Raw genomic sequence first — 25710 nt, forward strand, 5'->3', positions numbered from 1 at the left:
CGCCTCATGAGGCCCTAGGCCTTTACCAAACCTATTTTAACGCCTTTGATAGTGTGGTTAATTTATTGGCCGTTGCCGATGATCCTGACGCCATGGTCGAAGTATTGCGCACGCTCGCTGAGGCTTCGCATAGCGGCATGACGGGGCTGTATTTGAATGAAGCCGATGGCAAAATTGCACGATTGACTTCAGCATGGCGCGATGATGATTGCCACCTTGCACGTAATACCCCCCAGCCGTTTGTGACACTAGAGTATGACCAATATCCCCTATTGGCAGATACCCTTGCTGTTGGTATGGTGCTGAATAAGTCATTGCTTGAGTTACCGCTCGCTGAGCAGATGCTATTGGCGCAAGTCGGGGTGCGCCAATTATTGTGTATTCCATTGTTAGACAATGGGCAGTTATTTGGATTTTTAACTTTTTTAAATGACGATGAGCGTCGGCAGCGCGATTCAACCGAGCTGCGCTTACTATCAATGTTGAGCAATCATGTGGCTCAAGCACTCTTAAAAGCAAAAATAGAAGCCGAATCGATTGCCAATCAGCAACGTCTACGCGCTTTAGTCGGTGCAACCCAAGATATGGTGTTTGAACTGGAACCCAGTGGCGTGATTTGCCAAGTTTGGTCCGGTCATCCTAGTCTACCTGCTCCCAGTGAGTTATTGGGACGCGCCTTAACGATTGCATTGCCCTTTGAATTAGCCAGTGAATTAGTGCTGCGCGTACCTAAATTGCTAGCGGGGCCAACGAATATGCAGTTTCACTGCATATTGCCAGATCAAGTGTGTCTTTTGGTTCGGTTACAGCGAGTTGCCACTGGCAATCGGCAGCACATTGTGGTGTTGATGCAGGACGTTACGACATTAATGCAGGATGCAGCACGCAAAAAAACCACGCTAGATACGTTAAATCTGCTGGAAGAGGCCATTATTGATCTATCGCCGCAAGGTGTGCTGACTGAGGCGACCACAGCTTGGACTAAGCTGCGCGGGGTTGATCCACGGCATTTAAATCAGGATTTATCTCGATCTATTTTGTCATGGGTGTATCCAGATGATGTGAAATTGGTGGCTGACGTGTTGGCACAATTAGCTAAATCAGCAGTGCCGAATCAAGTTCGTTTTCGACTCATGCGTGAAGACGGCGAGTTTGTGTGGGTTGAAGCGCGCTTGATCGCACATTTCGGTCCGGATCAAAAAATAACGGGTTTACGAGGTGTACTCCGTGATGTAACGGTTGCGCATTTAAATGAGCAGCATATTACGCAATTAGCGCTTTATGATGGATTAACCAGCTTACCTAATCGTCTGTTATTGGATGATGAATTACACCGCGCCATCGATCAGGCTCGAGTGAACCATTGTAAAGTCGGTTTGGGTTTTATCGATTTAGATCACTTTAAACAAATTAATGATGCGTTTGGTCATCAAACTGGAGATGAGTTATTAATCAGCCTTTCTAAGCGATTGAAGGCGGTATTGCCCGACGACGCTATTTTGGCGCGTTGGGGGGGCGACGAATTTATTGCCTTAATTCCAAACTTAAAAGACGGCAAACAATTAAAAATAATTGCTGAATCATTAAGGCTGGCTGCTAGAGAAAGCGTGAGTATCAACGGTATGGAAACGCAGCCGACGATTTCTGTTGGATTTGCGATTTATCCCGATAACGCCGAAAGTGGTGAGGAATTATTATCTGCGGCAGATCATACGATGTATCACGCTAAACATGCAGGAAGAAATAATGCTTGTTTTTATGGCGATATATTGCATCTAAAAGCATTGGGCCGTGAGCATGTTGCGATTCAATCTCGATTATCGAGTGCTATTAAGTATGGTGGTTTACAAGTGTTTTATCAGCCAGTAGTGAATGCTAAAACCGGCGAAGTGGTTTCGGTTGAAGCTTTGGCGCGTTGGCAAGATGATAAAAGTGGTTGGATTAGTCCAGAATTATTTATTCCTATGGCGGAGAAAGTCGGTTTAATTCAAGAGCTTTCTGAACAAATTATGCTCATTGCATTTGCCAAGTTGCGCGATTGGCGTGATGTCGGTTTGGCACAAAAAATGATGATTAATATTTCACGTAGTCAATTATTTTTGCCCAGTTTTGTAACGCAATTGGTAGAGCGTTTATCGAGCTTTCGTTTGCGGCCTTCGGATATTATTTTAGAAATCACCGAAAGTATTGCGCTGACTGATTATTCACGACAAATGCGTCATTTGCGGCAATTACGTTTAGCTGGCTTTGAGTTAGCTATTGATGATTTTGGTACGGGTTATTCTTCTTTATCGCAATTGCATGAAATGCCGGCCCAAATGCTAAAAGTGGATGTTTCATTTGCGCAGCGTTTACATACTGAAGATGGCCGACGGGTCATGCATGCGATTGCACAAATGGCGCAAGGCTTGCAGTTGGAGTTAGTCATTGAAGGTGTTGAGAATTTAGAAACCGCCCGCTTTTTGCAAGGATTGGGCGTGAATTATATGCAAGGGTTTTACTTTAGTGAGCCCGTTCCGGCAGGGGTTGCCGAACTTTGGATGCGCTTGGGTTTGCAAGCCAAAATGTAAAAAAACGGCGAAACAAAAAAGGGCTGCAAGGTATACACTTGCAGCCCTTTTTTATGTTGGCTTAGCAGCTAATACATCAATGCTTAGTTATGTAGAATTTTTGACAAGAAGTGCTGTGCACGCTCACCACGTGGGCTGCCAAAAAACTCAACCGCACTACAATCTTCTTCAATACGCCCTTTATCCATAAAAATCACGCGATTGGCAACTCGGCGCGCAAAACCCATTTCATGGGTCACGCACATCATTGTCATCCCTTCTTGCGCCAATTCGGTCATCACGTCGAGGACTTCATTCACCATTTCAGGGTCTAAAGCACTGGTCGGTTCATCAAACAGCATGGCAATCGGGTTCATTGCCAAGGCGCGAGCGATTGCTACACGTTGCTGCTGGCCACCAGAGAGCTGCCCTGGAAATTTAGCCGCTTGTGCCTTAAGACCCACGCGATCGAGTAGTTTGAGGCCCGTATCGCGCGCCTCATCAGCGCTACGCCCTAAAACGCGTTGCTGAGCGAGCATTAAGTTTTCAGTGATTGATAGGTGTGGGAACAACTCAAAGTTTTGAAACACCATCCCAATTCGCGAGCGCAATAAAGGCAGATCGGTTTGTGGATCGCCAACTGAAATACCATCAACAATAATTCGGCCTTCTTGGAAAGGCTCAAGTGCATTAACGCATTTAATTAAGGTTGATTTACCCGAGCCCGATGGTCCGCATACCACGACGACTTCGCCTTTGCTGATATCTGCAGTGCAATCGGTCAGGACTTGGAAATCACCGTACCATTTATTAATGTGTTCAATCGAAATCATACGGTTGTCCTCTTTTTGAGGTACGCCACATAGCTTGACGCACCAAAGCTAATAATAAAATAAATTAAACCAGCAAATAATAAAAATTCATGCGGCTGGCCCACAATATCGCCACGAGAACGTGCGGTATTTAAAAAGTCCATTAAGCCAACAGCGTAAACCAGAGAGGTATCTTGGAATAAAATAATGGATTGCTGCATTAATAGCGGCATCATTTTTCTAAACGCTTGCGGCAAAACAATTAATTGCATTGCTTGGCGGTAATTTAGACCGAGTGCATATGCCGCATTAATTTGGCCTTTCGAAATCGATTGAATCCCTGCGCGAACGATTTCACAGAAATAAGCCGCTTCAAATAGCATAAATGCAATTAAGCACGAAGTGAGTGCACCAACCGGGCGATTCGTTCCGGTGACCCAACCAATGATAAAGGGCACCATAAAGTAAAACCAAGTGATGACCAATAACAATGGAATAGAGCGGAAATAATTAACATAAAACCCTGCGGCCATGGCTAAAATTTTATATTTAGACAGGCGTGCTAAGGCCAGTAAAGTCCCGATAATAACCCCACCAATGATAGAAAGTACGGTGAGTTTGAGTGTTAACCACAGGCCATCCATCATGCTCGGTAGTGCAGGTAAGATATTGGAGAAATCCATTTATTTTCCTCCTAAAGCAATAAGGCCAGGCACTTGTACTCGTTTTTCTAGTTTACGCATTAGCATCATCAGACTCATATTGAGTGTGAAATAAATCAACGTTGCGAGTGTAAATGCTTCGAATAAATTGGCCGTGAATTCAGCGGTTTGTTTGGTTTGCGCCAACAATTCCATCAAGCCAATCAGTGATGCAACAGATGAGTTTTTAAATACGTTTAAAAATTCACTGGTGATCGGTGGAATGATGATACGAAAAGCTTGCGGCAATAAAACATCTTTATATAGTTGCGGCAAACGTAAGCCTAGCGCTAAAGCGGCATTCGTTTGGCCTTGTGGAAGTGCCTCAATACCGGTGCGAATTTGTTCGGCCACGCGAGCGGCAGTAAATAAGCCTAAACAAATTACGGTGCTAATAAATGCGCTGGTTGCTGGATTAATGTCTTGTTTAAACCATAGCTCTAAATTTTCAGGTAAATAATCTGGCACCATAAAGTACCAAATAAATAATTGAATTAAGAGTGGTACATTTCTAAATAAAGCAACATAACCTGCAGCTAAATTGGCAATAATTTTATTAGGTAATGTACGGGCAACACCAACGATTGTGCCAATAAATAAAGCAATAATCCAGCTAGTGAGGGCCAGTGCAATAGTCCAGCCTAAACCGGTAATGAACCAGTCTAGATAAATTTCACTGCCGATACCGGTGGGTTTAAAAAACACACCCCAGTCCCAATGATAATTCATCGATATTTTCTCCAAAGGTAAAAAAGCCGAGTAGTGGTGCTACTCGGCTTGCTGAGTATGCGGTGAATTACATTTGCTCGGCTGATTTGTCTGTTGGCTTAGCGATTAATTGTTTGAAATCATCTGACATTGGGAAGTTCAAGTTTAAGCCTTTTGGTGGAACTGGGCTTTCAAACCAGCGTTTGTAAATGGTGTTAATTTCACCTGATTTATAAGTGCTGGCAATTGCGCTATCGACCACCTTTTTGAATTGCGGATCATCTTTACGCAATAAGCAGCCATAAATTTCATACGATTGTGGCTTGCCGACGATTTCCCATTCGCTTGGTTTTTTGGCTTTTGCCATTTCACCGGCTAATAAAGCATCATCCATCATAAAGGCAACGGCGCGATTCGATTCAAGCATTAAGAAAGATTCGCCGTGATCTTTGGCGCTGATGATATTCATATTCATTTTTTTGTCTTCGTTCATTTTTTTCAAAATGCGTTCAGACGTCGTGCCAGCAGTAGTCACGACATTTTTGCCAGCTAAATCAGGAAAGTCTTTGATTGAACCGCCTTTCTTAGTCATAAGACGCGTGCCGATCTCGAAAATACCTAATGAGAACGCGACTTGTCTTTGGCGCTCAAGATTGTTGGTGGTTGAGCCACACTCAAGGTCAACCGTGCCGTTTTGCACTAGAGGAATACGGGTTTGTGAAGTCACTAAATTATAACGAACTTGTAAGTTCGGCATCTTGAGTTCTTTCTTTACCGCGTCAACGACTTTGTTAGAGAGGTCAACAGAGTAGCCAATCGGTTTTGCATCATTTGCAAGATAAGAGAATGGAATCGATGAGTCACGATGACCGAGTACAATGACACCGCTTTCTTTAATTTTTTTTAAGGTGCCGCTGAGTTCTTCTGCGCCAACGTGTGCGGTGGTGAGTAGAGACATTGCAATGGCCAGAGGAAGTAATACTTTCATGTGGTGCTCCAAGAGATGAGGGTTTTGATTTTTAAGTTTTTTTTCAGTATATGTAGAACTGAATAAAGCAACATCTAGGGATGTTCCTTACGGGAATACGGTAGTGTCAAGTCAATTGAATGCATGCATAGATGTTATATACACTGAATCATAATTTAGCTTGATAGACTGCAATGTTGTGGATTGTATGCTGATGGTAGGGTATTGTTTGTAACAGTATTTTAGCTAATTGCTACCGCGAGATACCCCATAAAAATGGCTGCCATAGGGCAGCCATTTTGTTTTTGAGTCGTGTATCTTTCGCGTAATTATTGATCCATAGGGGTTAGGATTTGACGTAAGAATTGTTTGGCACGATCGGTTTGTGGATTGGTAAAAAAGTTTTCTGGCATGGTGTCTTCAACAATTTCACCATGATCGAGGAAAATGACGCGATCAGCGACTTCGCGGGCAAAGCCCATTTCGTGGGTCACCACCATCATGGTCATACCGGATTCTGCCAGCTGCTTCATAACGCCTAACACTTCACCAATCATTTCAGGATCGAGTGCGCTGGTAGGCTCATCAAATAGCATTACGCGTGGGTTCATCGCCAAACCACGGGCAATCGCCACGCGCTGCTGCTGACCACCCGATAAATTGCTTGGATAAGCATCTTTTTTGTTTAATAGACCAACACGTTCAAGCAGCTCCAAAGCCTGTTGGTTGGCTTGTGCCGCGGGGACTTTTTTAACGTTAATCGGCGCTAAGGTGATGTTTTCTAATACCGATAAATGCGGATAAAGATTGAAGTGCTGAAACACAAAGCCGACTTCTTCACGCAATTTATTGATATTGGTTTTGGTGCTATTGGCTTGAATGCCATCAACCCAAATTTCACCATCATTAATCGCTTCAAGTTGATTAATGGTTCGAATGAGGGTGGATTTCCCCGAGCCAGAGGGGCCACAGACCACGACCACCTCACCTTGTTTGACTTCAAGGTTGAGGTTTTTTAAAACATGGTGGTCGCGACCATACCATTTGTTAACATTATTAAAGCGAATCATGGTCACATTATCATTCATGGGTGAACCTGTTATTTTGTAAGGGTATTCAGGGTTAGCCTAGCGGGGAAAACCCTAGTTGGCCAATGCATTGCTCAGTGCCACATACTGAGCCACGCTCACATTCTCAGGGCGGCAGCTTGGGTCAATGCCCAAATCAGCTAGCACTTGATCGTTAGCAATGCCTTTTAAATTATTGCGCAGTGTTTTACGGCGTTGCGAAAATGAAGCTAACACCAATTTACGCAGATGTTCTTCATTTTTAGCCGGATAAGGGAGTACGTCATAAGGCACCATCCGCACCACGGCAGAGTCAACTTTCGGCGGTGGATCGAACGATTCTGGCGGCACGTCAATAATATGATCCATCAGGTAGCGATATTGCAGCATGATCGATAGTCGGCCGTAATCGGTGGTACTCGGTTCAGCGACCATGCGTTCAACGACTTCTTTTTGCAGCATAAAGTGCATGTCGTAAATGATGTCGCTAAAGCTCGCCAGATGAAACAGCAGTGGGGTTGAAATATTGTATGGCAGATTACCGACTAATTTAATTCGTTTGCCAGGGGCGATTTCGCGGGCGAGCGCGCCAAAATCAAAATTGAGTGCGTCGGCGTTGTGAATCACTAAACGTTCAGGCGGATAAATGCTCGATAAATGGCTGACAATATCACGGTCGATTTCAACGACATTCAGTTGTGGAACGCGAGCCAGCAGCGGAGCGGTCAGCGCAGCAAGGCCAGGACCGATTTCGACGACGACGTCGTCAGCTTGTGGGTCAACTGCGTTGATGATGCCAGCAATGACGCCTTGGTCTTGTAAAAAGTTTTGTCCAAAGCGTTTACGGGGAATATGTGCCATTTGAATCCTTGCCCCCAACGGGGACATACAAAAATAAAAAGCGAGAAGTCTCGCTATTGTAAAGCAGTCGCATCGCGTGGTTTTTCCGTTGATCGATTGAGTTTATCAAGCAATGCCGAAAAGCCACGTGCTGCGCTGAAGTCCTTAAGTGTTGGCCGCTAATGAGGCGGCTAATTGAGTCGCAGCAATCAAGCTGCCGACATCCGCGAGACCTTTACCGGCTAAGCCGAGTGCGGTGCCGTGATCGACCGAGGTCCGAATAATCGGTAAGCCCAGCGTGATATTAATGCCGGCACCAAAGGTGGCGAATTTTAAAACCGGTAGCCCTTGGTCATGATACATCGCCAACACCGCATCGCCTTGCGCCAAAATTGGCGGATTAAATAAAGTATCAGCGGGCAGCGGTCCGATTAAATGCATGCCTTCGGCGCGTAATTGCTCGAGTACCGGAATGATGATATCAATTTCTTCACGGCCCATATGGCCACTTTCGCCGGCGTGTGGGTTGAGCCCGGCGACGATGATTTTGGGCTGAGGTAGGCCAAAATACTGCTGTAAATCATGCTGCAAAATACGTAAAGTGCTGCGTAATGCATCGCTAGTTATCGCGCTGGCGACGTCTTTAAGTGGTAAATGCGTAGTAGCCAGTGCGACTCGCATCATCTTGGCGTCGGCGCCGTATTCACCGGCCAGCATCATGACTACCTGTGGGGTATGCGTCTTTTCAGCAAGGTACTCGGTATGTCCAGAGAAATACCCGCCCAGTTTGGCGTCGTTGATCACCCCTTTGTGCAGCGGCGCGGTGACGATTGCGGCGAACTCGCCTTGCATACAGCCTGCAATGGCGCGATCAAGTAGCGCCAAAACATAGCTTGAGTTTTTGGGCTCAAGTTGCCCAGCAATACTGCTGACGACTAAGGGGATATGCAAGACTGAAACGGGGGCGGTGTGCTCGGCTTGATAATCAGGCCAGGCCGTCACAATGGCTGGATCAATCCCAACGCAAGTGGCGCGCTCAAGCAGCAATTGGCGATCAGCCAATAAAACGATAGGTGTGGGTATGTTGCTCTGTGCTAATTGTATCGCTAGCTCGGGGCCAATACCTGCAGGTTCTCCGGTGGTGATCGCCAATGGTTTTTGCATTACTCGTCCTTGAGGCGCAATTCAACGTGGGCGCGATCACGCAATTGACGCAGCCAATCTTCATATTGCTCTTCGGCTTTACGTTGTTTTAATTCATTGCGTAATTTGAAACGCGCACGCTCTAAAGTCACGTCTTGTTTACGGCGCTCATCAACGCGAATCAAGTGGAAACCAAACGGCGTTTGTACCGGCTGACTCACTTCGCCCACTTTGAGCGAATTCATTACATTTTCAAATTCTGGTACCGTTTCTCCCGGATTGAGCCAGCCTAAATCACCGCCTTTGGGGGCGCTAGCATCATCGGAAAACGCTTTGGCGAGGTCTTCGAATTTTTCGCCATGCTCAATGCGACTGCGAATTTGGCGTAATTTTTGTTGTGCATCGGTGGTCGAAGTGATTTCGTTGCTGCGGATCAAAATGTGCCGTACATGGCTTTGATCAACCACGACTTGTTCTTGCTGGCTACGTTTGTCGAGTAGCTTGAATAAATGAAACCCCGCCGGGCTGCGAACCACGTCGGTAATGCCGCCAGGCTTGAGTTGGTCGAGCAAGCTAGTAAATGCCGGCGGCAAAGAGCCAGCAGGCCGCCAACCTAATGAGCCCCCTTTATTGGCGTTTTGATCGGCAGAGTAGCTTGCGGCAACGCTGGCAAATGCAGCGCCGGTTTCCAACTCTTTTTTGGCCGCTTGAATGCGTAAACGGCGCGCTTGAATTTGGTCAGGCCCGGCGTTTTCCGGTAATGGAATAAAAATCTGCGCCAAGTTGTATTCCATTTGGACTTTATTGGCCGCTAGTTTGATGTAGTCATCAATTTCGGAGTCGGTCACCACCACTTTGCTATCAATTTCGCGATCTTTTAAGCGTGCCAAGAGCATTTCTTGGCGAATTTGGTCGCGAAATCCACGCCATGACATGCCGGTTTCTTCCAGTTTTTGGCGAAACACCGGCAAACTCATTTGATTTTGTGCCGCAATCCGGTTGATCGCCATTTCCAGCTGATTGTCATCAACTCGAATGCCAAGCTGCTGAGCGTATTGGGTTTGCAGCTGATCTAATATCATCCGTTCCAGCACTTGTTCTTGCAGTACTTGCTCAGGCGGTAATTGAACTTTTTGCTGTTCTAGATTTTTGCGAATGGCGTTGATTTTTTGATTGAGTTCAACTTGCGTAATCGCATTGCGATTCACAACCGCAATCACGCGATCGGCAGTAATAATTTCGGCCATTGCCGCACTACTAAAGAGCGCTAAAGTTAGCGTTGCGGTACGCAGCAAAGTCATAGTCTTCATACGGTTGTACTGCCTTTAACGAAGTTTTGGAGAGCGATAAGTGTCGGCGTAACCAGGAATGGATTGCTTTAATAAGCTAATCGGATTCATCCCCAATCCGGCCAAACCGCCTAATTCTAAGATTGCAAAGTAATTGGTTTTGTACGTGCTATTGGTGGTGACATAGCTTTGCGCAGCAAAACGCAGCGCCCAACAGCCGGCATTATATTCAACGCCAGCAATCGTCTCTAGTGCTTTGCGATCATTCAGTGAATAGTTGTAACGACCCACGGCATACCAGCCATTACCCAGCGGCCATTGCCCCGAGATGTCGGCTTGTTCGATATTGGACGATTTATTGTGCACGTAACGTAAATTGAGGGTTTTATATTCGCTCGGTGTCCAGCTGAGGTTGAGCTCCGAATTGATGGTGCTTTTGGTGTGCAAGTCTTGCTGCAATAAGTAGTTCACATTGACATTGTTAGGTAATTGACTGCCCACCATCAAAAACATATTTGAGCTTTTTTGCTCATCGGTATTATCTGGGCCAGACAATGTCACGCGTGGTGAGGTGAAATAAAACTGTTGGCCGACACCGGCGTAAAAGCGCTCAATCCCGGTTGCATCATCAAAAATACGGCTGCTGATGGCCAAAGTTAGATTGTTGGCGTCATTAATTCGGTCATTGCCGGTAAATTTATTTTCGCTAAACAACTGTGACCAAGACAGCGCGGCAACGGCCGAGTCGTAATTGGGAACATCGCTTTGTGATTTATACGGTGCATACACATAAAAAGCGCGTGGCTCTAAGGTTTGCACAATGTCTGAGCCAAATAAACTGCCTTCGCGCTCAAAAAATAGCCCGGTATCAATACTGGCGATTGGCACGACAAAGGATTGATTGCCCATGTCTTGGCCGGTCGCGCTTTCGGTGCGATAGGTATTGGCGTGTACGCTTAAACGCGGAGTAATAAAACCGTAGCTATTGCTCATTGGCAGGCTAATGCTTGGGTTAATCCAAGCGCGATCGCCCTGTACTAAGGATTGATTCACAAAGCGGGTTACTTCACCGCTGATTTTGGTTTCTAAACCATAACCAATTTGCGGGCTAGCGCTAAAATACCACTGCGGCATGCGCCAGTATGGATCTTCAACCGGGTTGGTTTCGGTTTGTAGCGTTTGATAGCGCTGAACCCGTAAATACGTTGACCAAAAATCGCCGTTGTAATTGAGCAGCGCTTCTTGTGGCAAATTCACTTGCGAGGCGCCCGAGAGCGTGTCAGAAAAATCAATAAAGTAATCAGAGTCAGATACTTTTTGATAATTAATACTTAATGACAAGCGATCGCTGAGCAGTTGATTGTGCTGGAAGTAAACGCCATAACGCTGCGTGTCGGTTGATCTGTCGTTAATTCCCGCCGCACGTAGGGTGCCGGCGTATTCGGGTTGCAGATAGCGAAATTCACCACCGAGCATGACGCCGCGCTCACCAAAATAGCTCGGCGTAATCGTTGCATCGTAATTGGGCGCCAGATTAAAGTAATACGGCTGGCTGTATTGCAAGCCATTGGTATTGCTGTAGCCTAACGTGGGTAATAAGAGGCCACTTTTGCGATCGCCATTGAGTGGGAAGTCAACAAAAGGGTAGTAAAAAAACGGTACGCCTTTAAATTCGGCCCAGCCATGCCAAGCTTGACCATAATTACTGGTGTAATCGAGATCAATTTCTCTGGCGTGCAAATACCAATCGTCTTGCCCATCGCGGCAAGTGGTCATACGACCTTTTTGGATGGTGTATTTGTCTTTGCCGCCAAATAAAACTTTGACGCCGTCACCCCGTACTTGGCCTTCAGCCATGTGGTAAATCGGGTTGTCCATTTCACCCAAGCGAGTCTGCACCGTCATATTCAGTGAGTCACCCTCAAGCGTATCGCCTTTTTGCGTGACTTTGACTTTGTCACCAGCATGAACTTGATCGGCCTCGAGTTCGTACTTCACCCAGTCGGCGTTGACCACCATGCCATCGCGATTGACGATGACATTGCCGCGCGCCTCAGAATATTGTCCTTCTTGGACGCTGGCTTGATCCGCTTCAATGAATAAGGGCGGCTCGGCCGCAGGGCTGGATGCAGCGGCTTGGCTCAGTGCCGGTAAGATGGCCAGTGAGAACGCTACGATCTTGATGGTATAGGGAGGAGAATTACGCACCCGCATGTGGTTGTCGTCATTACTTTGATAGAATTGGTGGATTCTAGCAGTAAACGCGCTTAACTTTCTTAACAAACGTGGTAAACAGGAACGATATTTCTCATGAATCGCAGTGAACAGCTCTCCAATTGGTTGCAACAAGTGCGCGCTGCTACGCCGCAAAGCATCGTTTTAGCTGCGGCTGACGCCAGTGTGCGGCAATATTGGCGTGTTTGTTACGCCGATGGCTCAGTGGTGGTGATGGATTTTGACCCCGCTGTTTTTGATTGCGCGCCTTTTTTGGCGCGCCAGCAACAATTGGCCGGTGCCGGCATTGCCGTACCACAAGTTTTTGAGCAAGACTTGCAATTGGGTTTTGTCGTTTTAGAAGATTTAGGCGACGTGACTTTGGCCAGTGTCCTTAGCGAGAGTAGCGCAAAAGAGTGGTATCTGCGTGCCATCAAGCTGCTGGTTGAGATGCAGGCCAATACCTCGGACGATGATTTGCCGGTGTTTGATGCCGCCTTTGTTCAGCGTGAGCTGGATATTTGCCGCGAGTGGTATTTTGGTCAGCAATTTGGCGTGACTTTGGCCGGTAAAGAATTGGCCACATGGGAGCGCGCTTGTGCGTTGATTGTACAGCAAGTGGTGAATCAGCCAACGCTGTTTATGCATCGCGATTTTCATTCCAGAAATATCTTGGTGCAAAACGATGCATTGCGTTTAATTGATTTTCAAGATGCCGTCAAAGGGCCGATTGCTTACGATTTGGTTTCATTACTGCGTGATGCGTATGTGGAATGGGGCGAAACCTTTGTGCTGGATTTAACTATTCGGTATTGGGAGCAAGCCCGCGCTGCTGGTTTAGCGGTGCATGACGATTTTGGTGATTTTTATTTGGCATTTGAAATGGCCGGTTTGCAGCGCCATTTGAAAATTTTGGGTTTATTTGCCCGGTTAAAATACCGCGACAATAAGCCGCAATATCAAGCCGATATCCCCCGCGTATTTCATTATGTGCGCCAAGTTTGCTTGCGCTATAGCGAGTTAACCCCATTGGGACGGTTATTAGTAAATTTAAATGGTGAAAAAATCGAGTCTGGTTTTACTTTTTAATCCGCCGTTTTTTGCCGCATAGCGGGCGACTTTACCGTGCGGTTTGCAGCTGTTACGCCTTGGCGTAATTGGGTTGGATGATTGATTCGCAGTCTCGATCAGCATAGCGCTGATCGAGCTTTTTTTTGCGACGTTTTTTGATTGAGTTTCCAATGAAAGCAATGATTTTAGCGGCTGGCCGTGGTGAACGGATGCGGCCTTTAACCGATGTGACACCTAAGCCTTTGCTCGAAGTGGGTGGGCAGCCCTTGATTGCTTGGCATTTAGCGCGCTTAGCGGCCGCAGGGATTGTCGACGTGGTGATTAATCACGCTTGGCTCGGTGAGCAAATTGAAGCGGTGCTCGGTGATGGTTCGCGTTGGGGCGTGCGGATTGAATATTCCGCCGAAAGCACGGCGCTGGAGACCGCTGCCGGAATTGCCCGCGCACTGCCACTATTGGGAGACGCACCTTTTATCGTGGTCAATGGCGATGTGCTCACCGATGTTGATTTTGTGGCTTTAAGCCAAACTGCGGCGCAATTAAGTGCGCAAAGTCATTGGGCGCATTTGATGTTGGTGCCCAAGGCGGGCTATCCAACGGGGCGCGATCTGAGTTTGCACGCGGGTTTGGTGGTGCCATGCCAGAGCGACGATCAGCCGCTGACCTTTTGTGGCGTTGCGGCTTACCACCCCCAGTTTTTTGCCGATGTCCCAGCTGATCAAGCGATGCCTTTATTGCCTTGTTTGTTGACTGCAATGGCGGCAGGGCGAGTGAGTGGCGAATGCCATCAAGGGGAGTGGCTTGATGTGGGGACGGTGGAGCGATTGGCATTGGCGCGGGCGCAGTACGCCGCCAAAAAGTAGCCTAAATTCAGCGTGGCTAAACAGAGTAGTTTGAGTGCTTCGTTGTTATAGCTTGGGATTTGAGGCGTTGCGGCCTAATGCGGTTATGGATGGCGAAACGTGTGCGCTTCCTCGAGGTGCGAATGCATCACGCTTGTCTTTTGTTGCGCTGCAACGTAAATTTAAGTCGAGTTATCACGATGGGGAATTGCGATGTCTGAATCATCCGTGTTTACCGCTTTTTTGACTGAACAGGCGCAACGGGCTCAAGTTTTGCAGCGGCAGCTACAACAAATATTTGATCCTTTTGGCTTGCTGGCTACGACTCGAAAGGCCCAGCAAGCATGGGCCAATCATCCTTTTGAGCTGTTTGATAATTTACATCGCTATGCAATGGATGGCTTTCAATTGCAAGCCGCGCTATTGCGTCGATTTGCCGGTGAACAGGATGTGGATTTGGTCGAGCCGCAGCCAGACGACCCTCGTTTTAGCGATCCGATTTGGTCTGAATCGCCATTTTGGGATAGCGTCAAAGAATATTATCTATTTCAAACCCGCTGGTTGCAAAACTCGCTGTACGCCACACCTGGACTGACTGAGGGTGAGCGGCGTAAGTCGGCATTTTGGTTGCGACAATTTCTGAATGCCTTGGCGCCAAATAATTTCTTACTGGGTAATCCCACTGCGCTTAATAAAGCCATCACAACGCAAGGCGAGAGCCTGTGGCAAGGCTGGGATCATTTGGCGCGAGATATTCGCGCTGGCGATATTGCCATGACCGATTTATCGGCATTCACCGTCGGTGAGAATCTAGCTACAACGCCCGGTGCCGTGGTGTATCGCAATGAACTCCTTGAAGTGATTCACTATCAGAGCAATACCCCTACAGTTCATCAAGCCTCCATTGTGTTGATTTCGCCGTGGATTAATAAGTACTACATCTTGGATTTAACCCCAGCCAAAAGCATGGTGAAGTATTTGGTCGATCAAGGATTTTCGGTGTTTGTCACCAGCTGGAAAAATCCAGATGCCACCATGGCCGAGGTTGGCTTGGATGATTATTTGACGCAAGGCATTGTGCCGATGATTCAAGTAGCTAAAGAAATCTCAGGTAGTGAGCAAGTCAACTTAGTCGGTTACTGCATTGGTGGTACTTTGGTGAGCCTATATATGGCTTGGATTAATCGCCTTTCACCAGCAGCGGTGCCGGTGTCGTCGGTGACTTTACTGACCACATTGACGGATTTTTCTTGCCCTGGCGATATCGAAGTATTTATCGATGAAGACGGTCTTGATGCCATCGATGCCATTATGGAACGACAAGGCTATCTGGATGGCAAAGACATGGCCGCTAGCTTTCGGATGCTACGCAGCAACAGCTTGATTTGGCAGTATTGGCAAAGCAATTATCTATTGGGCGAGCCATCGACGGCGTTTGATATCTTGTATTGGAATATGGATAGCACGCGCATGCCAAAAAAAATGCATCACACCTATTTGCGTGAGCTGTATTGGCATAATCGAATGATAGCACCTGATGGTTTGTACTTGGCAGGCCAAGGTATTGATTTAGCTAGAATTACCCAGCCTATCTATATGGTGAGCGCCGAAGAAGACCATATCGCACCATGGCAACAAACCTTTACTTTGGCCAATCGGGTGAGTGCACCTGTGCGGTTAACCCTATCGACATCAGGCCATATCGTTGGCATTATTAATCCGCCTATCCCGCAATCTAAGCGCAGTTTTCGACAAATTGCGTTGGATAAAAATCAAAATATTCCCGAGGCGATGAGTCAGCAAGCACCGGTCGCGGGCTCTTGGTGGCCCAATTGGGTTGAATGGTTGCGCGGTTTTTCTGGCGCACAAATCAAACCCAAGTTAAGCAGCCGACAACACCCTAATTTGGGTGCAGCGCCGGGTACGTATGTTTTGGAGTAAGAGGATAGTCGGCGGCTTTTGCTTTGGCTTTTTGTTTTGATTCAATTTTAGTTTGCGCCAAAGCAATATCTCTATTTAGGTAGCATGAGTACAATGTCAGCAAAAGCGCTTTAATTCTGTCGTAAAGCTGAGTTAAAGCGAGAATAAGCCCTATTTTAGCGCGCTGTTTGGTGGCTGTTAGGCCAAGCAGGGCGTGTTTAATCAAGTTGGCGCAAGAGCGCTTATATTCAATCTGAGGAAACTGTGATGGCAGCAACGCGTACTGATTTAGCAAATGCAATTCGTGCACTGGCGATGGATGCTGTGCAAAAAGCCAATTCGGGTCACCCTGGTGCGCCGATGGGTATGGCTGAGATTGGTTTGGCTTTGTGGGGCGGCAAAATGCGCTTTAACCCACAAAACACCGCTTGGGCTAACCGTGACCGTTTTGTGCTGTCGAACGGCCACGGCTCGATGTTGCAATATGCCTTATTGCACCTCACAGGCTTTGATGTATCCATTGAAGACATCAAAAACTTCCGTCAATTCCATTCAAAAACCCCAGGTCACCCAGAAGTGCATTACACCCCAGGTGTAGAAACTACGACGGGTCCTTTGGGCCAAGGTATCACCAATGCAGTGGGCTTTGCATTGGCAGAAAAACTCCTTGCTGCGCAATTTAATAAACCAGGTCTAGACATCGTTGATCACCACACTTATGTATTCATGGGTGATGGTTGTTTGATGGAAGGCATTTCGCACGAAGCTTGCTCACTCGCCGGTACTTTGGGCTTGGGTAAATTGGTGGCATTCTGGGACGACAACGGCATTTCGATCGACGGCCATGTTGAAGGCTGGTTCACTGACGACACACCAAAACGCTTTGAATCGTACGGCTGGCATGTGATTGCTGGTGTTGACGGCCATGATGTGGATGCACTCAATGCCGCCATTGATGCCGCCAAAGCAGAAACCAACAAACCAACGCTGATCTGCTGCAAAACCATTATCGGTAAAGGTTCGCCAAACAAAGCGGCGAGCCATGATTGCCACGGCGCACCATTGGGTGATGCTGAAATCGCTGCAACGCGCGAAGCGATTGGCTGGCCACACGCACCGTTTGAAATCCCTGCTGAGGTGTACGCAGGTTGGGATCGTAAAGCCGCTGGTGCTGCGTTTGAAGCTGAGTGGAATACTTTGTTTGCCAAGTATGCCGCACAATTCCCGACCGAAGCCGCTGAATTTACTCGCCGCATGAAAGGCGATTTGCCAGCGAATTGGAATGACATCGTTGCGGCTGCCGTGCTTGACGCCAACAGCAAAGCTGAAACCATTGCAACGCGTAAAGCCAGCCAAAATGCATTGTCGGCACTTTGCCCACAATTACCAGAAATGCTCGGTGGTTCAGCCGACTTGACCGGTTCAAACTTGACCAACTGGAAGGGTTCGACCAGCTTGAAAGTTGAAAACGGTCAGATTTCAGGTAATCACATTAGCTATGGCGTGCGTGAATTTGGTATGAGCGCAATTATGAACGGTATCGTGTTGCACGGTGGTTTCCGTCCATTCGGTGGCACGTTCTTGATGTTCTGCGAATACGCTTTGAATGCATTGCGTATGGCCGCGTTGATGAAAACCAATAACATCTTCGTTTACACGCATGATTCAATTGGTCTGGGTGAAGATGGTCCTACGCATCAACCGATTGAACAATTGCAAACCTTGCGTTGCATCCCGAACATGAACACCTGGCGTCCTGCAGACACCGTTGAATCGGTGGTGGCTTGGGCTGCTGCCATTGGTGAGCGGACTACGCCGTCATCATTGGTATTCACGCGTCAAAACTTGCAATTCCAAGCGCGTACTGAGCAACAGTTGGCTGATATTGCCAAAGGCGGCTATGTACTCGTTGATGCGGCTAACCCACAGTTGGTGATTTTGGCGACGGGTTCGGAAGTGGATTTGGCGGTGAAAGCAGCGGCGCAATTGCAAACTGAAGGTGTTGCGGTGCGTGTGGTATCAATGCCATCAACCAATGTGTTTGATAAGCAAGATGCTGCGTATAAAGCATCGGTATTGCCAGCGGGCGTACCACGCTTGGCAGTCGAAGCGGCAACAAGTGACTTCTGGCGCAAATATGTTGGTCTTGAAGGCGATGTGATTGGTATGGATACGTTTGGTGAGTCTGCACCAGCAAATCTGCTGTTCAAGCACTTTGGCTTCTCAGTTGAAAACGTAGTGGCTCGTGCCAAAGCATTGCTGAAATAAGCGATTGAGTTGCTGCAATCAATAAGCGCCTTCGGGCGCTTTTTTATTGGCTGTCGTTGGCTTGAAAGTCACGGTTTTGACTGGCGTTGTCGTTAACTTTAAGTCAGCATGAATAGCCTACGAAGCGGTCGATTTAGCTCGTTATTAACGCTGCTAAATCGACTGTCGTAGACATTACTGAGCACTGAATGCAGCGATATTACTTTAATGTGAGTGCGCTGCTGAAGCTGGCATGTGAGCGATGTTTTTAACGTCAACGGTCACGGTGATTGCGCCAGCTTTGGCAAAATGGAGCGTGAGCGCCTGTTTTTCACCAGCGACAAGGCCTTTTTTTAGTCCAATCAGCATAATGTGATAGCCGCCAGGCGCTAGTGTTAGCGTTTGATTGCTGGCAATAGGGAGCCCAGCCGTCATTTGACGCATTTTCATCACGCCATCGCTCATTTTCATTTCATGAATCTCAGTTTTGCTGGCAAGGTCGGAACTCGCTGATAGCAGTTGATCCGCCGCTTTGCTATTGATGGTCATAAAAACACCGGCATTGGCCGCTTGAGGTGGCGTGGCTCGCGTCCAAACTTGATCAACTGACACGCTATCTTGCGCCAAGGATAGGTTTGCACTGAATGCAAGAGCCGCGAAAAGGGCGAGTTTTTTAAACATATTCTTTTCCAAAACAAGACAACTTAAAAAGACTGCCAGCCGTTATTGCGCAAGCATTGCTGAGTGGCTAGCGAGGGAGTTGTCAGTATAACTGGATGATGAATAAGTTTAAAAGCTGGGTATTTGTCAGTTGACTACAGGGGAATCAGGATTGGCTATCGCGAAGTTGGTTTCTACCATGTTGTTTAGCAAAATACAGCGCAAGATCAGCCTCTTGAATCAGCACGCTCGATTCAGCATCTCGGGTTGGTGTTGATGTTGCACAGCCAATACTCACAGTGGCAATGTGGTGCGGTGAATCTGGATGCGGTCGCTCCAGTTCACGAACGGCATCGAGTAATTGTTCGGCGATGGTGATGCAGCCCGCCATAGGTGTTGCCGGCAGTAATACGATAAATTCTTCGCCGCCATAGCGAGCAATAATGTCAGTGGGTCGACGTAATGCTGCTTGCAGCGCTGAGGCAATTTCTTGCAAGCAGGTGTCGCCTTGTTGGTGGCCAAGTTGATCGTTATAGCGTTTGAAAAAATCAATATCAATCATCAAGACGCTCAATGCATGTTTTTGTCGAATTGCCCGACGCCATTCTTCAGCTAATTTCTCTTCGTAATAGCGGCGATTGGGGATGCCGGTTAAACCATCTTGATAAGCAAAACGATGCAATTCAGCGGCGCGTTCTTGCAAGATTTGTTCGCGGATCACCGAGGCGGTGACATCTTGGATTTGAATTAAGCAAAACTGTTCATTATCAAATTGCCGTAATGGCGTGACTTGAATTTGTTGCTGCATTCGCAGCGGCACTTCGTCATTATTATGTAGGCGAAATAAATTAAACGGCGCTCGATTTAAGCATTGTGATAAAAAAGAAGACTGATCTTTTTCAATGGCCAATTTAACGGCTTGTTCTACACGAGTATTTTTTAATTCAGGGAAGGCAATACTTAAAGGTAAACCAATTAAACCATCTGAATTACGACCAGATGCTTTAACTAACCAGCGATTCCATAATGCAATTTCACCTTTACCATTTAAAATAAGGACGCCAAGTTCGAGTGCGTCAAAGGTGCTAAATAATAATAAAGGAGCATGGTTGTTCATCATTTAGCTTAGCTTTGTACCATCATGGTACCTAAAAATTGATTGATTGCCTCGTTGAGTAAATCGAGTGAGTTGGCATTCATAATAAATATGACGTGCCCGTGTAGTTCACGAGAAGACAATGAAAATTGAATTTGCAGCACCATCACCACATGATTGGCATCGCACTCTTTGAGAACTGAGATACCTGAGCCGATATGCAGTGCCGGCAAACCGCATTGAAAAGGTTGCTTAAAAATATCGGCTAAAGAGCCTAAGCAAGAATTGAGAATAATATTGCCAATTTCGGAGAGGGCATCTTGTTCTAATTCAGTCAGTTGCTCGATGGGTAGGCTATTACCCATCATTAAGCGAACTAAATCTAAGCTTCGTGCCTCAGGAAAAATAAGTAGCGCATTGCCGTGAAAACTCCCGTCAAAGCTTTGCCTAACACTGCAGACCCGTTGGCTGGTTTTTTCTAAGTAATGGGCAGCCTCTTCGACGCTATAAAATTCAACCATCGGTACTGAGAGTAAAATCTCTTCGTTAATAATTTGGCTCATGCTGGCAGCAGCTTGACCCACACTGATATTAAAAATTTCACATAGTGCATCGCGTTGTAGTGAGCCAAGTTCTAGCATGCTTATGCTCCTGCGATCGTGAAGACTTTAAGAAGGGTGTCCGCTACGATGGGCTTGGGAACAAAGTGTAAGCCAGCGTTGAGCGCGCGCTCTTGTGTACTGTTCTGGACATTGGCCGTCAATAAAGCAATAAAACAATCGGGCTGCAGTGCTTTGATGGTCGTGCCCGCTTCAATGCCATCGATGCCTGGCATGTTAAGATCCATAGAAATGAAATCTATTTTGTGGGTTTTCGCCATTTCGATGGCATCTAGTCCAGAGCCAGCTTCGAGATAAACCCAGTCTGGACGCTGTGCAATGGCAAAAGATCGTATCATCATGCGTGAAACGCGGCTGTCATCAACAATGAGCATGGTATAGGGCATGAGTTTATTCCAGCGGATAGTCAGTTCAGTGTAGGTATTTACTGTGAAATTGCAATGTATGATGTTTTAAATTGGAGTCGTAGAATTACAAGATGATCTGGCGAATCGCTTTTTTAAGCTCATTATTACTGCATGCACTGGTCGTTTTTGCTTGGCAGGGGCGTTTTGAGACTGAGGCTGCGGCATCGGATCTCCCGCTGTTAGTGCGATTGCAAGCGCCTGCGGTATTGAGTCCTGCGGTTGCAAAACAGCCTTCAGTCGTTCATCCAAATCGGCCTCCTTTACGGCAGACTATAACTAAAAAGCCCCTTACACCCGCTTTGCCAAAGCCTCGTGAGCACGTAGCAGCGCCGCTTGCCAAGCCGCAAGCTTCAGCGACCAGTATGGGGCTTCAATCGCCGCAAACGCAGACTGTGAATTCCGCAGAGACTTCGGCAGTTATGAGCGCTGCGGCAGAGGAGACCGCCGTGCAATATCGTGCGGCCTACTTAAATAATCCAGAGCCAGAAATGCCGCGTTTGTCACGGATGAAAATGGAGAGTGGCAAGGTGCAATTACAAGTGAAGGTCAACGCAGCAGGTGAGCCAATTCAAGTCACGGTATTAAGCAGTAGTCATTACCCACGTTTAGATCAGGCCGCGGTGGAGACGGTGAAAACGCAGTGGCGATTTATCCCCGCCAAAAAAAATGGCGTGTCGATTGAGGCGAATGTTGTTTTTGCGATTGAATTTAATTTGAAATAAAGCAAGGTGATTTGTTAATACAATGAAAATTCCAGAAATTCCCAGTCATGAAATTGAGTTTAGTGCCATTCGCGCTCAAGGCGCGGGAGGACAAAATGTCAATAAAGTCTCCAGTGCAGTGCATTTACGTTTTTCAATTCCAAATTCTTCATTGCCCGCCGAATTTAAAAGCCGGCTATTGGCACTGAATGACCAAAGAATTAATAAAGACGGCGTGGTAGTGATTAAGGCGCAAACTTCGCGCAGTCAAGAAGCTAATCGCGCCGAGGCGATGCTGCGCTTAATGTCGCTGATTGAAAGTGTCGCGGTATTGGCCAAGCCACGCCGCGCAACTAAGCCTAGTTATGGTGCAAAACAACGTCGTTTGGATGGAAAACAGTTGCGAGGCTCAGTGAAGGCACTGCGGGGCAAAGTGGCGTATTAAGTTGAGTCTTTCAGTGTGATTTGCTGTTGAATCATGTTTGAAAAAAAACCGACTAGCAAAGTCGGTTTGAATTGGGTCGCTGTGAAACGTTTAATTGGTTTTAAAGCGGTTTTCGTAAGCGATGCTGGCTTGAATATTGAGCGCTTGGCATAGCTTGAAAAAAGCCGTTAGATGATGCGTGCGGATCAGGAGCATTTGCATTTGATCGCGATGACTAAAGTCGATTAAGGTGAAGTTAGGATTGAGTTCATCTTGAATGGCTTTTAGCGCCGAAGTTTCGCTCAATTCAGTTAAAGCGCTGGCTTCGAGTTCGAGCTCGCCCTCACCAAAAGCGTCGCTGATTTGCTGGTATAGCGCTGGCATGGATTGGGCGTTAAAAATCAAACCGTCAGCGAGTTGCTCGAGAAGTACTACTTCCCAGAGCGGCACTGCCGTTTCGCTAGGATAAAAATCTGCGGCGTGGCGTGCACGATAGGCGATAGGGTCTTGCTGAGCAGCCATCACTTCGGCGGTCATGGCGAGAATGTCTTCATGGTCTAAACCGCCGTCGGCGATCAATTCAAAGAGTTCAATAATTTGCGTTTGCATAAAATTCCAAAATAAGTAAGCTGCGGCCAATCGAGTGGCGGCGGGCAACACGCAAGCGAGGTGTTGCCTCAACGTTGAGTAGTGAGGCGCTGAAAATAAGATGGCAAGGGTATCCACCTCTAACCATTATTCTATATGGCTTAGGATGAAATACCTGCCTAGTCGGGCTTAAAACCAGCGGATATAGGCACAAAAGCCGGGTTTTGGACCAATCGTGGGATGGTTACGACAGGTATTTGGACGTTTTTCGTAAATGGTGCATAAACGAGTTTCTTCGTTTAAATAAATGCAATCACGGGTGCCGCGCCGAGCGAGCGTGTAAATTTCATGTTTGAAATTAAAATGCTCGATAATTCGCGCTTTCATTAAGCGTTTGGCGATGTTTTTTGCCGGTTCGTCTTTATCGAATTCATCGACCACACCCATCCGGATTAAATCACCGATTTTGACTTCGACCGGCATGGTGCAACAGCCCGAATAGCAATCGTCGCATTTGCCTTTGGTGAATTTCACCCATGTATCAGGATCGTGGAGTTCGGTACGGTTGAGGATTTGGCGGGTCATGATGCATTCAAAATCAAGAAAGGTGCGCAGCATACCACAGTCTGTGGCTCGCTAAGTAGTTGTTCTGGTAGAAAAAATATTACCTTAGGGCTTGTTGATGTTAGGTTTCCTACTCAGCTGGCGCGAAATTGAGATGAATTGGCCTTGATTAAAATAATTCAATGCCGCCGTCATCTGCTGGTCTGGGTTTGGGGTCAAAGTTAATACTAATATTGCCCGCTTTAATGAGCGCGGTATGAATCGGGTCGCCGTGTAATATGGCATCAAATAAAACTTTTTCTTGCTCCATTGTGTATTGCGAGCGAATTTTTCTTTGTAAATCAAGCCACGCTTGGGCTTGATCCGGCAAAGCATGATCGGAAACCAGTACTGCAAGTTCGCTAATCGTGCTGCAAACATGCTCAAGCCGTTGTGATAGGCGATCATAAAATTGAAATGCGATGATCGACTGCATGTTTTGCTCGTTAATTTCGCTAATTTTGTTGGGTAGATCGAGTTCTGCCGGTAGTGTCGGTAAAATTTGTGTTAGATCGTTCCGCAGTGATTCAATGTGCTGGCAGGTGACAGCAAAGGAGTCCGCTAGCTTGGTAAATGAAGCGCTGCCTTCTTCCATCGCATGGCGAACTTGAGCAACGGCGATCCCCATCATTAATATGGTTTCACGCACTTGATCCCAATCTAAATCTGGATTGTGTGCCGCCGAGCCACCCAAAGGTAATTCCACCATGGTCAATCGTCCAAATAAATGAATGATTCTTTATAGGTTGAAAGATTGAGTTCAGCTTGGGTTTATGTCTTGTCTAGCTATAAATGCTTAATCGGTGGTGCGAATCACTTTGAGTTGCCAGATTAGTAGTAGCATTACCAGCGCCATTGTTAAGCCAAAAATAGGCATGATCCAAGTGATACTCAGTTGTGCTGCAAGCATAGCGGTGACCATCGCGTAAGAGACGGGCGATAGGCCCATCGACACCATATTATTAAGGCTCATAACGCGCCCGAGCTTATCGCGATCAGCAGACTGTTGAATCAATGACATCATCGGCACATTATTACCAGCGACGCCCATCCCAATAAAAAATTGAATGGCCACTGCAGCCCAAATCCAAGGGGTATGCGGTAGTAAGGACAGTAATACGCCCTCAAGCGCAATAATGACGGTAATCATCAGTAGGCGTTTTTTACTCGGGGGATAAAGTGTTAATAAAATACCACCTAAGACCATCCCAGCAGCAAAAGTACTTTGTAAGAAAGACAAGGTGCTGGCTTCACCATGTAAATAATCCGCCACGATAATCGGAATGCCTAATGCCAGCGGACCCATAAAAAGCAGATTCGCGGTGATGTAAATGAGCATGAGTGCACGCAAAACCGGTGTTTGAATGGCATAAGTGATGCCTTCTTTGAGCTCAGTGAGCATCGAGCTTGCTTGGCGGATCGCTTGGCTACGTGGCTCTTTGATCCCAGCAATACATAAAGTCGCAATAAATAACATGCCGCCAGTGAGGCTAAAAATCGCTTCGTAACTCATCAGCGCGAGCATTGCGCCGCCCAGTACCGGCCCAAAAACCATACCCACTTGATTGGTCGTGAGCATGATTGAATTGGCGCGAGTCAGATCGCCATCAGTAACAATGGCCGGCGTGAGCGTATCGCGTGCGGGCCAGAAAAAAGCGTCTAAGGCACCATAAAAGAAAGCAAAAGCGGTTAACGCCCAAATATCTAAACGCTGTAAATACAGTAGCCCGACTAAACCAAATAGTAAGGCCACGCGCAATGCTAAAGAAACTAAAATAATCCGGCTGCGCGACATTCGATCGGCCAATACACCGCCGATGGCCATTAAGGCGATCCTTGGGATGGAACCAGCAATCATCACCCAGCCCAATTGCTCTTTGGCGCCGAGGGTTTTAACGACATACCAAGTTTCAGCCATCATGGCGATGGCGAGTGCAAAGTTACCAATGATGGAAGCGAGCCATAAAAGGCCAAAATTACGATTTCTAAATAAGCTGGGTTGTATTGACATAGATTTTAAAAATACGGCTTTTTGTATTGCTTTAGGCCTAGGGCCGTGACAGAGCAAGAGGGTTGTCGCAGTTTGCTATTGAAATATTGCGTTCAGAGTATGCGACTTTTTACGAAAGAATGCAGCTATCACAACGAAGAATGTTGATTTTACTCGGATCATTGCAAGGTAATTCGGCAATAAAAATTTGAAGTGGTATTAGCTTGGTGAGGGCTGGTGCGGTGAAATGC

General features: G+C 46.9%; 23 protein-coding genes and 1 pseudogene. 7 read left to right on the forward strand and 17 right to left on the reverse strand.

Annotation, left to right across the window (positions count from 1 at the left end; genetic code table 11):
• The first annotated feature begins 53 nt into the window (after positions 1–53).
• Positions 54–2570: a sensor domain-containing phosphodiesterase gene (locus tag K4H25_RS07030; RefSeq protein WP_221022617.1), complete on the forward strand. Its 2517-nt coding sequence runs from the start codon at positions 54–56 to the stop codon at positions 2568–2570.
• Positions 2571–2653: 83 nt separating this feature from the next.
• Here the strand turns inward: K4H25_RS07030 and K4H25_RS07035 are convergent, their stop codons facing one another.
• The 9 genes from K4H25_RS07035 to K4H25_RS07075 all read right to left on the reverse strand — a co-directional run bounded on the left by K4H25_RS07035 (position 2654) and on the right by K4H25_RS07075 (position 12290).
• Positions 2654–3382, reverse strand: a complete 729-nt coding sequence (locus K4H25_RS07035; RefSeq protein WP_173533642.1) for an amino acid ABC transporter ATP-binding protein — start codon at positions 3380–3382, stop codon at positions 2654–2656.
• A complete protein-coding gene (locus K4H25_RS07040) occupies positions 3379–4044 on the reverse strand; it encodes an amino acid ABC transporter permease (protein ID WP_221022618.1) in 666 nt (221 codons plus the stop codon). Before K4H25_RS07040 ends, K4H25_RS07035 begins: the two co-directional genes overlap by 4 nt.
• On the reverse strand, positions 4045–4791 hold the full coding sequence (locus K4H25_RS07045) for an amino acid ABC transporter permease (protein WP_221022619.1): 747 nt from the start codon (positions 4789–4791) through the stop codon (positions 4045–4047). It abuts the gene before it with no gap.
• Between the two features lie 67 nt (positions 4792–4858).
• Positions 4859–5758, reverse strand: a complete 900-nt coding sequence (locus tag K4H25_RS07050; protein WP_221022620.1) for a glutamate/aspartate ABC transporter substrate-binding protein — start codon at positions 5756–5758, stop codon at positions 4859–4861.
• Positions 5759–6066: 308 nt separating this feature from the next.
• Entirely contained in the window at positions 6067–6807 is a 741-nt protein-coding gene (locus tag K4H25_RS07055) for an amino acid ABC transporter ATP-binding protein (protein WP_182077372.1), read from the reverse strand.
• Between the two features lie 72 nt (positions 6808–6879).
• A complete protein-coding gene (gene rsmA, locus K4H25_RS07060) occupies positions 6880–7665 on the reverse strand; it encodes a 16S rRNA (adenine(1518)-N(6)/adenine(1519)-N(6))-dimethyltransferase RsmA (protein WP_221022621.1) in 786 nt (261 codons plus the stop codon).
• Positions 7666–7809: 144 nt separating this feature from the next.
• Entirely contained in the window at positions 7810–8808 is a 999-nt protein-coding gene (pdxA, locus tag K4H25_RS07065; protein ID WP_221022622.1) for a 4-hydroxythreonine-4-phosphate dehydrogenase PdxA, read from the reverse strand.
• Entirely contained in the window at positions 8808–10097 is a 1290-nt protein-coding gene (locus K4H25_RS07070; protein WP_255588131.1) for a peptidylprolyl isomerase, read from the reverse strand. Before K4H25_RS07070 ends, pdxA begins: the two co-directional genes overlap by 1 nt.
• A gap of 15 nt (positions 10098–10112) precedes the next feature.
• Positions 10113–12290, reverse strand: a complete 2178-nt coding sequence (locus K4H25_RS07075; protein WP_221022623.1) for an LPS-assembly protein LptD — start codon at positions 12288–12290, stop codon at positions 10113–10115.
• 96 nt (positions 12291–12386) lie between these two features.
• Between K4H25_RS07075 and K4H25_RS07080 the strand changes: the two genes are divergently transcribed.
• The 4 genes from K4H25_RS07080 (at position 12387) to tkt (ending at position 18391) form a co-directional block, all read left to right on the forward strand.
• Entirely contained in the window at positions 12387–13379 is a 993-nt protein-coding gene (locus tag K4H25_RS07080; protein WP_221022624.1) for an aminoglycoside phosphotransferase family protein, read from the forward strand.
• Positions 13380–13531: 152 nt separating this feature from the next.
• Complete coding sequence (gene murU, locus K4H25_RS07085) at positions 13532–14224, forward strand: N-acetylmuramate alpha-1-phosphate uridylyltransferase MurU (protein WP_221022625.1); 693 nt, start codon at positions 13532–13534, stop codon at positions 14222–14224.
• A gap of 192 nt (positions 14225–14416) precedes the next feature.
• The gene (locus K4H25_RS07090; protein WP_255588134.1) at positions 14417–16144 is read left to right on the forward strand and encodes a PHA/PHB synthase family protein; all 1728 of its coding nucleotides are present in this window, start codon (positions 14417–14419) and stop codon (positions 16142–16144) included.
• Positions 16145–16390: 246 nt separating this feature from the next.
• A complete protein-coding gene (gene tkt, locus K4H25_RS07095; RefSeq protein ID WP_221022626.1) occupies positions 16391–18391 on the forward strand; it encodes a transketolase in 2001 nt (666 codons plus the stop codon).
• 204 nt (positions 18392–18595) lie between these two features.
• On the opposite strand, the gene K4H25_RS07100 is transcribed toward tkt, so the two are convergent.
• From K4H25_RS07100 to K4H25_RS07115, 4 genes are all read right to left on the reverse strand, one after another.
• Entirely contained in the window at positions 18596–18982 is a 387-nt protein-coding gene (locus tag K4H25_RS07100; RefSeq protein WP_221022627.1) for a copper chaperone PCu(A)C, read from the reverse strand.
• A gap of 214 nt (positions 18983–19196) precedes the next feature.
• The gene (locus K4H25_RS07105) at positions 19197–20150 is read right to left on the reverse strand and encodes a diguanylate cyclase (RefSeq protein WP_221022628.1); all 954 of its coding nucleotides are present in this window, start codon (positions 20148–20150) and stop codon (positions 19197–19199) included.
• Between the two features lie 5 nt (positions 20151–20155).
• On the reverse strand, positions 20156–20767 hold the full coding sequence (locus K4H25_RS07110; protein WP_221022629.1) for a chemotaxis protein CheX: 612 nt from the start codon (positions 20765–20767) through the stop codon (positions 20156–20158).
• Positions 20768–20769: 2 nt separating this feature from the next.
• The gene (locus K4H25_RS07115) at positions 20770–21132 is read right to left on the reverse strand and encodes a response regulator transcription factor (RefSeq protein ID WP_221022630.1); all 363 of its coding nucleotides are present in this window, start codon (positions 21130–21132) and stop codon (positions 20770–20772) included.
• A gap of 92 nt (positions 21133–21224) precedes the next feature.
• Here K4H25_RS07115 and K4H25_RS07120 point away from each other — a divergent pair, with 92 nt between their 5' ends.
• Complete coding sequence (locus K4H25_RS07120; protein WP_221022631.1) at positions 21225–21875, forward strand: energy transducer TonB; 651 nt, start codon at positions 21225–21227, stop codon at positions 21873–21875.
• A gap of 34 nt (positions 21876–21909) precedes the next feature.
• A pseudogene (gene arfB, locus K4H25_RS07125) lies at positions 21910–22299 on the forward strand (alternative ribosome rescue aminoacyl-tRNA hydrolase ArfB); the annotation flags it as partial.
• A gap of 90 nt (positions 22300–22389) precedes the next feature.
• Here the strand turns inward: arfB and K4H25_RS07130 are convergent.
• The 4 genes from K4H25_RS07130 to K4H25_RS07145 all read right to left on the reverse strand — a co-directional run bounded on the left by K4H25_RS07130 (position 22390) and on the right by K4H25_RS07145 (position 25480).
• Entirely contained in the window at positions 22390–22887 is a 498-nt protein-coding gene (locus K4H25_RS07130; protein ID WP_221022633.1) for a hypothetical protein, read from the reverse strand.
• A 168-nt stretch (positions 22888–23055) separates the two neighbouring features.
• Positions 23056–23451, reverse strand: a complete 396-nt coding sequence (locus K4H25_RS07135) for a YkgJ family cysteine cluster protein (RefSeq protein ID WP_221022634.1) — start codon at positions 23449–23451, stop codon at positions 23056–23058.
• Positions 23452–23599: 148 nt separating this feature from the next.
• Positions 23600–24178: a hypothetical protein gene (locus K4H25_RS07140; RefSeq protein ID WP_221022635.1), complete on the reverse strand. Its 579-nt coding sequence runs from the start codon at positions 24176–24178 to the stop codon at positions 23600–23602.
• A gap of 87 nt (positions 24179–24265) precedes the next feature.
• Positions 24266–25480: an MFS transporter gene (locus K4H25_RS07145; RefSeq protein WP_221022636.1), complete on the reverse strand. Its 1215-nt coding sequence runs from the start codon at positions 25478–25480 to the stop codon at positions 24266–24268.
• Positions 25481–25710 lie beyond the last annotated feature (230 nt).

Origin of the sequence: Deefgea piscis, from assembly GCF_019665785.1 — a bacterium.
Taxonomy (GTDB): Bacteria; Pseudomonadota; Gammaproteobacteria; order Burkholderiales; family Chitinibacteraceae; genus Deefgea.

Bases quoted from the DNA above. Each gene is read 5' to 3' on its own strand.
- K4H25_RS07035 (WP_173533642.1), bottom strand. From the start codon at position 3,382: ATGATTTCGATTGAACACATTAATAAATGGTACGGTGATTTCCAAGTC.
- K4H25_RS07040 (WP_221022618.1), bottom strand. From the start codon at position 4,044: ATGGATTTCTCCAATATCTTACCTGCACTACCGAGCATGATGGATGGC.
- K4H25_RS07045 (WP_221022619.1), bottom strand. From the start codon at position 4,791: ATGAATTATCATTGGGACTGGGGTGTGTTTTTTAAACCCACCGGTATC.
- K4H25_RS07050 (WP_221022620.1), bottom strand. From the start codon at position 5,758: ATGAAAGTATTACTTCCTCTGGCCATTGCAATGTCTCTACTCACCACC.
- K4H25_RS07055 (WP_182077372.1), bottom strand. From the start codon at position 6,807: ATGATTCGCTTTAATAATGTTAACAAATGGTATGGTCGCGACCACCAT.
- rsmA (WP_221022621.1), bottom strand. From the start codon at position 7,665: ATGGCACATATTCCCCGTAAACGCTTTGGACAAAACTTTTTACAAGAC.
- pdxA (WP_221022622.1), bottom strand. From the start codon at position 8,808: ATGCAAAAACCATTGGCGATCACCACCGGAGAACCTGCAGGTATTGGC.
- K4H25_RS07070 (WP_255588131.1), bottom strand. From the start codon at position 10,097: ATGAAGACTATGACTTTGCTGCGTACCGCAACGCTAACTTTAGCGCTC.
- K4H25_RS07075 (WP_221022623.1), bottom strand. From the start codon at position 12,290: ATGCGGGTGCGTAATTCTCCTCCCTATACCATCAAGATCGTAGCGTTC.
- K4H25_RS07080 (WP_221022624.1), top strand. From the start codon at position 12,387: ATGAATCGCAGTGAACAGCTCTCCAATTGGTTGCAACAAGTGCGCGCT.
- murU (WP_221022625.1), top strand. From the start codon at position 13,532: ATGAAAGCAATGATTTTAGCGGCTGGCCGTGGTGAACGGATGCGGCCT.
- K4H25_RS07090 (WP_255588134.1), top strand. From the start codon at position 14,417: ATGTCTGAATCATCCGTGTTTACCGCTTTTTTGACTGAACAGGCGCAA.
- tkt (WP_221022626.1), top strand. From the start codon at position 16,391: ATGGCAGCAACGCGTACTGATTTAGCAAATGCAATTCGTGCACTGGCG.
- K4H25_RS07105 (WP_221022628.1), bottom strand. From the start codon at position 20,150: ATGATGAACAACCATGCTCCTTTATTATTATTTAGCACCTTTGACGCA.
- K4H25_RS07110 (WP_221022629.1), bottom strand. From the start codon at position 20,767: ATGCTAGAACTTGGCTCACTACAACGCGATGCACTATGTGAAATTTTT.
- K4H25_RS07115 (WP_221022630.1), bottom strand. From the start codon at position 21,132: ATGCCCTATACCATGCTCATTGTTGATGACAGCCGCGTTTCACGCATG.
- K4H25_RS07120 (WP_221022631.1), top strand. From the start codon at position 21,225: ATGATCTGGCGAATCGCTTTTTTAAGCTCATTATTACTGCATGCACTG.
- K4H25_RS07130 (WP_221022633.1), bottom strand. From the start codon at position 22,887: ATGCAAACGCAAATTATTGAACTCTTTGAATTGATCGCCGACGGCGGT.
- K4H25_RS07135 (WP_221022634.1), bottom strand. From the start codon at position 23,451: ATGACCCGCCAAATCCTCAACCGTACCGAACTCCACGATCCTGATACA.
- K4H25_RS07140 (WP_221022635.1), bottom strand. From the start codon at position 24,178: ATGGTGGAATTACCTTTGGGTGGCTCGGCGGCACACAATCCAGATTTA.
- K4H25_RS07145 (WP_221022636.1), bottom strand. From the start codon at position 25,480: ATGTCAATACAACCCAGCTTATTTAGAAATCGTAATTTTGGCCTTTTA.